The organism is Microvirga tunisiensis, from assembly GCF_009296175.1.
In the GTDB taxonomy this organism is placed as follows: domain Bacteria; phylum Pseudomonadota; class Alphaproteobacteria; order Rhizobiales; family Beijerinckiaceae; genus Microvirga; species Microvirga tunisiensis.
In genome coordinates this window covers 1-4,797 of the sequence record NZ_VOSK01000414.1, presented here as the reverse complement: position 1 = coordinate 4,797, position 4,797 = coordinate 1, and the positions used below count along the sequence as shown (strand labels likewise).

The 4,797-nt window shown below is 60.2% G+C and carries 9 protein-coding genes and 1 pseudogene; 7 read left to right on the top strand and 3 right to left on the bottom strand.

Annotation, left to right across the window (positions count from 1 at the left end; genetic code table 11):
* The first annotated feature begins 243 nt into the window (after positions 1-243).
* The 4 genes from FS320_RS38120 to FS320_RS38105 all read left to right on the top strand — a co-directional run bounded on the left by FS320_RS38120 (position 244) and on the right by FS320_RS38105 (position 2,110).
* On the top strand, positions 244-507 hold the full coding sequence (locus FS320_RS38120) for a cold shock domain-containing protein (RefSeq protein ID WP_152717475.1): 264 nt from the start codon (positions 244-246) through the stop codon (positions 505-507).
* A gap of 417 nt (positions 508-924) precedes the next feature.
* Entirely contained in the window at positions 925-1,266 is a 342-nt protein-coding gene (locus FS320_RS38115; RefSeq protein ID WP_162003510.1) for a response regulator, read from the top strand.
* 119 nt (positions 1,267-1,385) lie between these two features.
* Positions 1,386-1,649, top strand: a complete 264-nt coding sequence (locus FS320_RS38110) for a cold-shock protein (RefSeq protein ID WP_152717472.1) — start codon at positions 1,386-1,388, stop codon at positions 1,647-1,649.
* A 191-nt stretch (positions 1,650-1,840) separates the two neighbouring features.
* A complete protein-coding gene (locus tag FS320_RS38105; protein ID WP_152717471.1) occupies positions 1,841-2,110 on the top strand; it encodes a DUF6894 family protein in 270 nt (89 codons plus the stop codon).
* Here FS320_RS38105 and FS320_RS38100 read toward each other — a convergent pair.
* The 3 genes from FS320_RS38100 to FS320_RS38095 are packed head-to-tail and all read right to left on the bottom strand — an operon-like array spanning position 2,107 to position 3,066.
* Positions 2,107-2,343, bottom strand: coding sequence for a hypothetical protein (locus tag FS320_RS38100; RefSeq protein WP_152717470.1), 237 nt, complete (start codon positions 2,341-2,343; stop codon positions 2,107-2,109). The genes FS320_RS38105 and FS320_RS38100 overlap by 4 nt on opposite strands.
* On the bottom strand, positions 2,340-2,564 hold the full coding sequence (locus FS320_RS50455) for a helix-turn-helix domain-containing protein (protein ID WP_338105647.1): 225 nt from the start codon (positions 2,562-2,564) through the stop codon (positions 2,340-2,342). Before FS320_RS50455 ends, FS320_RS38100 begins: the two co-directional genes overlap by 4 nt.
* Positions 2,545-3,066, bottom strand: coding sequence for a Crp/Fnr family transcriptional regulator (locus FS320_RS38095; protein WP_338105646.1), 522 nt, complete (start codon positions 3,064-3,066; stop codon positions 2,545-2,547). Before FS320_RS38095 ends, FS320_RS50455 begins: the two co-directional genes overlap by 20 nt.
* A gap of 351 nt (positions 3,067-3,417) precedes the next feature.
* Here FS320_RS38095 and FS320_RS38090 point away from each other — a divergent pair, with 351 nt between their 5' ends.
* The 3 genes and pseudogenes from FS320_RS38090 to FS320_RS38080 all read left to right on the top strand — a co-directional run.
* Complete coding sequence (locus FS320_RS38090) at positions 3,418-3,930, top strand: response regulator (RefSeq protein WP_152717469.1); 513 nt, start codon at positions 3,418-3,420, stop codon at positions 3,928-3,930.
* Positions 3,931-4,034: 104 nt separating this feature from the next.
* Positions 4,035-4,439: a cyclic nucleotide-binding domain-containing protein gene (locus FS320_RS38085; protein WP_192926393.1), complete on the top strand. Its 405-nt coding sequence runs from the start codon at positions 4,035-4,037 to the stop codon at positions 4,437-4,439.
* 97 nt (positions 4,440-4,536) lie between these two features.
* Positions 4,537-4,671 (top strand): annotated as a pseudogene (locus tag FS320_RS38080) (IS481 family transposase); the annotation flags it as partial.
* Positions 4,672-4,797: the final 126 nt, after the last annotated feature.

Sequence of the window (4,797 nt, the reverse complement as noted above, 5' to 3'; positions counted from 1 at the left end):
AGTGTCATTCTGGAGCTATCTTGGCGATAGACTGGGAATTGCTGATGCGCCAGCCGTCCCGCGCCTGGCAGATCTGGTCAGCGACCGCTGCTCCTTAGCGTGATCGCCAACGGTTTTGCCCCTATTACGATCAATTTCGCAGACGCCCTTTATGGAACTGACTTGCATTCAAGGCGTATGAGCCTCTGTGGCCCGGTTTCACCGGGCAAGCTGTGCTGACAACTTCGCCCACGGAGGTCATCCATGACAGTGACAGGAACGGTCGCCTGGTTCGACCTGGCCAAGCAATTCGGCTTCGTGGCACTGAGCAACGGCTACGGCGACGCCTTCCTGCACATGTCAGTGCTGAAAGAGGCGAGCTACGTCTGGCTGCCGCGTGGGACCACGGTGTGGGTCAGGGTTGAGGAGGATGGCCGCAAGTGGCGGGTGGCGGAGGTTCTCGAGATTGATGTCAGCACCGCCCGACCCGGGGAGAATGAGCCGATCCGGCGCAAGCCCAAGACCTGAAACGTCCCCAACCTCGTCACACAGAAAGCCCAGCTCTCGGCTTTGAAGCTTCTCCGCAAGCTGATAGATGAGCAGGTGGGGATTTGTACGGTTTCGGACAAAAAATTCTCAAAACCGTTGGGATTTATCGCTGGCATGAATGATCCAGGCATCGGTGTCTGGAAGATCCGTGTGCTCCCGCCTGTCGGCAGGGACAACAAGGCATAGTGCCTAATCGGGAGTGATGGAGATGCCGAACCACTACGATGAGCGCTGGGACGGTCCCATCAGAGGCCTTCGGTTGCCCCTGACGGCTTGGAATAACTTTCAGGAGGATGGCATCAGGACCATTGACCAGCTCAGGGCCGGTCTCAGCGACTGAAGGGTGAGCCGAGTGACCGGTCTGGCCATGTCCGCAGCGAATCCATGGCAGGTCCGATGAAGGTTTTAGTCGTCGAAGATGATCCGTTCGTCCGTGAGATGGCTGTCGCGGGATTGGAAGAGGCCGGGTTCGAGATCATCGACACGGCCAGCGGCAGCGAGGCTCTGAGGCTCCTGCAAGGTGGGATCACCCTCGATGCCCTGCTGACCGACGTTCGCCTGCCCGGCACTAGTGGTTGGGTGGTGGCGCGGGCCTATCGCGAGCGCTTTCCCGACCTGCCCGTCCTGTACGTGACGGGGTATGCGGAGCAGATGCAGCCGGTCGCCGGCGGGATCATCCTCTCGAAGCCCTACAGGATGGCTCAGGTGATTGGTGTCCTGGCAACATGGGCGGCTTGAGAGAGGCGCCATTCCAGTCGCCTCTTCAGGGAAGTCGATTGCATGCAAGGCGCATGTGCCTCCGCTGACCAGTGAAACCGGGCGGGCTGTGTTGACGTTGCCGCCTGCGGAGATCATGCATGACGGTCACGGGAACGGTCGCCTGGTTCGACCTGACCAAGCAATTTGGCTTCGTGGCCCTGAGCAACGGCGACAGTGACGCCTTCCTGCATATGTCAGTGCTCAAGGAGGCTGGTTACGTCTGGCTTCCGCGGGGAACCACGGTGCGGGTCAAACTCGAGCAGGATCGTGGCAAGCAGCGGGTTGCCGAGGTTCTGGAGGTCGACACCGGCACCGCCCGGCCCGGAGAGAACGAGCCGATCCTGCGCAAGCCTAAGTCCTGAACTCAAGTATAGCTTGGCTATACATGATTTTGCGGCGGTGTTTATAGAATTCAGCAAAGTAAAAAACAGGATGATGCGTTGCCATGACCTATGTATTTACCTTGATTTATTGATTATTGCTGGCCTGGTTGATCCAGGCGTCGGTGACTGAGAGTTCGATATGCTCCCGCCTGTCGGCAAAGGAGCACCCCATGCCTCGCTATTTCTTCAATGTGATCGACGGCCGCAGCATCATCGACAATCAGGGGTCGGAGCTTGCCGGCCTCAAGGAAGCCCGCGTCGAGGCCATTCAGCTCGCTGGCGCCATCCTGCGCGATGAAGGCGACACGTTCTGGAACGGCGAAGAGTGGCACATGAATGTCACCGATGCCTCAGGACAATCCGTGCTCAAGCTCTGCTTCTCAGCCGACGACCAGGGCATCGCGCCCGAAGAGGACCGAGAGGTCGAGACACAGGCTTAGGCGAGGCGCTGGCTGATCCAGTCCTGGGCTCTGTCCAGATTGGAGAAGGTGGGGTGGTTGATCCCATCGATGCGGCCAAAGCCGGCTTCCAGGTACCACTGCCCCGGAGCCACCTCGTTCCCGTCCAAGAGGCGCACCAGCACTGCCACCAATCGCTGGTCCTCATCAAGGACCATCATGCCTTCCTCATCAAAGCCGGTTGCAACCCGTATGGGCTGAATGGTGAAGGTCATGCGGCCGCCTGATTGCTCTCCAAGTGCAGGTAATTCGGATCGAATTCGCCTGCTTCCTTCAACTTCTCCCAATCGGGAATGTTCAGCCGGTCACCGTTCAGCTCGATCAGGCCATCAGCCCGCATGGTTTGCAGAACCCGATTGACGTGAACCGGGGTCACGCCGATGGCATCGGCAAACTCACCCTGGGTGATCGGCAGGTCACAGGCATGGTCCTCCACAAGGCCAACCGCCCGCAAGCGCGTCAGCAACTCGCAGAAGACGTGGGCCATGCGCGTGTAGGCTTCGCGGCGTCCGACGTTCATCACCCACTCCCGGAAGATGGCGCCAGAGAGCGGCTGTGATGCGGGGATAGCGCTCGCAGAGGTCCCGCAGGTCGTCATGGGTGATGAACCCCACGGTGCACGGGCTGATCGTGCCGATGCTGTTGTCGATGACCTTCAGGTGCAGGCTCTGGAGGTCGGGAATGTCCCCTGGCAGGTTGAAGGAGACAATCTGGCGCTTGCCTTGTGCCGTGACCTTGTAGGTGCAGGCAAAGCCGCTCAGGATGAGGCAGGACCGGGAGGGCTGGTCGCCCTCGCGCACGATGTCCTGGTCGGGCCTGATGGCCACCCTCTGGATCGACAGCTTTTGCAGGGCGTGGCGCTCATCATCGGTGAGCGTGAAGATGCTCTCCAGCTTGCGGATCATCGGGCTGTAGTCGGGATGGAAGGTGACGGCCACGATGAGCTCCGCTGACTTGTAGGCGGGAGCACACGGATCTCTCAGGCATCCGCGCCTAAGGTTGGTTGCTGATGATGATTGAATGGTCTCATACACGTCGGTTACTGTCGTTCAACTGGATTGGTCCATGACACTGATCCAAGTCGGTGCTCGATATTCACCTATGTTAGCTCTGCCGCCTGTCGTCCTGCCGATCATGGGATGGTCGCATTAAGTATTTGAAATCTCGGTTTTCAGGTGTTTAAAGGGTTTCAGCCGCCGCTTTTTTCCTGGCTGGCTTTGGCGTAAGCCACGCAATCCTGAGCGCCCCAGCACTCCTGTCTGAGTGCAGACGAGGGAAAAGGGCCGACCATGAACACCAATCAAGACGACCAGCAGCCTGTTGTTGTCCTCCTTGTCGAGGACGAGGCGCTCGTTCGCATGATGGCTGCGGATGTGCTCAGGGAAGAAGGCGGCTTCAAAGTGGTCGAGGTGGTCAATGCAGATGAAGCCCTGACCGTGCTTGAGGCGACAGCCGATGTTCGTGCCCTCGTGACCGATGTAGAAATGCCCGGCTCCCTGGATGGCTTCACGCTGGCTCGCGTGGTGAAGCAGGCATGGCCTCATATCGGGATTGTGGTGACTTCAGGCCGAATGGCACCTGAGCCGAAGGTGCTTCCATCAGGCGCGCTGTTCATTCCCAAGCCTTACAGACCGGCAGATTTAGTTGCCGCCGTGCGGGTGGTGCTGCCTTCAGACCAGATCGAGATACCTGTTGAGGCCCCGGTCCCGGTGCTTCCCTCTGCCGTCAAGATCAGTCAGCCCCACACCGGCATTGGCGCGGCTGGCGGTCTCGCACAGCCCCTTCCTGAGCCCGAAGAATAGACCTCATACGGACGCGTAATTTCCGATAAGCCCATTTATGGGACCGGTCGCGCTGGGACCATGGGCGCTCATCCGCGTTATGGGAACGGGGCGATGAGGTCGCCATGGCCGAGGATCGAACCGACCACCGGATGAACCGGCTGCTGGCCGCCCTGGAGCCGAAGGACTTTGCGGCTCTGGAGCCATACCTGGAGATCGTCCACCTGACGCGGGGCCAGGTGCTCTACGGTGCCGGCGAGCCCTTGCACTTCACCTACTTCCCGCACGATGCGGTCATCTCGCTCGTGAATGATATGGAAGACGGAGGCACCGTCGAGATCGCGGTGTTCGGGCGCGAGGGGGTCTGTGGCCTGCTGGCCGAACTCGCCACCTGGGAGGCGTTCGGGCGCTATGTCGTGCAGATCAGCGGCAGCGCTTCCCGCATGGCCTTCGAGCGGCTGAACGAGGTGCGCAACGCCCTCCCGAACCTTCGTCGGCTGATCATGAACTACAGCCTAGTTGTTTGGTAGCGGAACGTTGTTGGGATCGGGTGCGTTACGCCATTGAGGAGTACACTTGGCGCTTTGACGGCCTGCGACGCCGAGCTTCTCACCGCAGGAGGACGTGATGCACTCCCTTCATCCGCAAGCCCGCACCACCCCCGCTGTCCGCCAGGAGATCGCCCGCTCGAGAGAGCCCACCGGCGTGCTGGCCCAGCGCTTCAGCGTGAGCACCGAGACCATCCGCAAGTGGCGCAAGCGTGTGTTTCGGCGTGCAAGTTTGACCCCGATTGAGGGGTGATCGGCATCCAATTTCGACCCCTCTTGTGTGTGGGCGAAGCTACCTGCTCCGAGGCTGGAGCGGGTGGGTCGGGAGATGCTGGTTGTG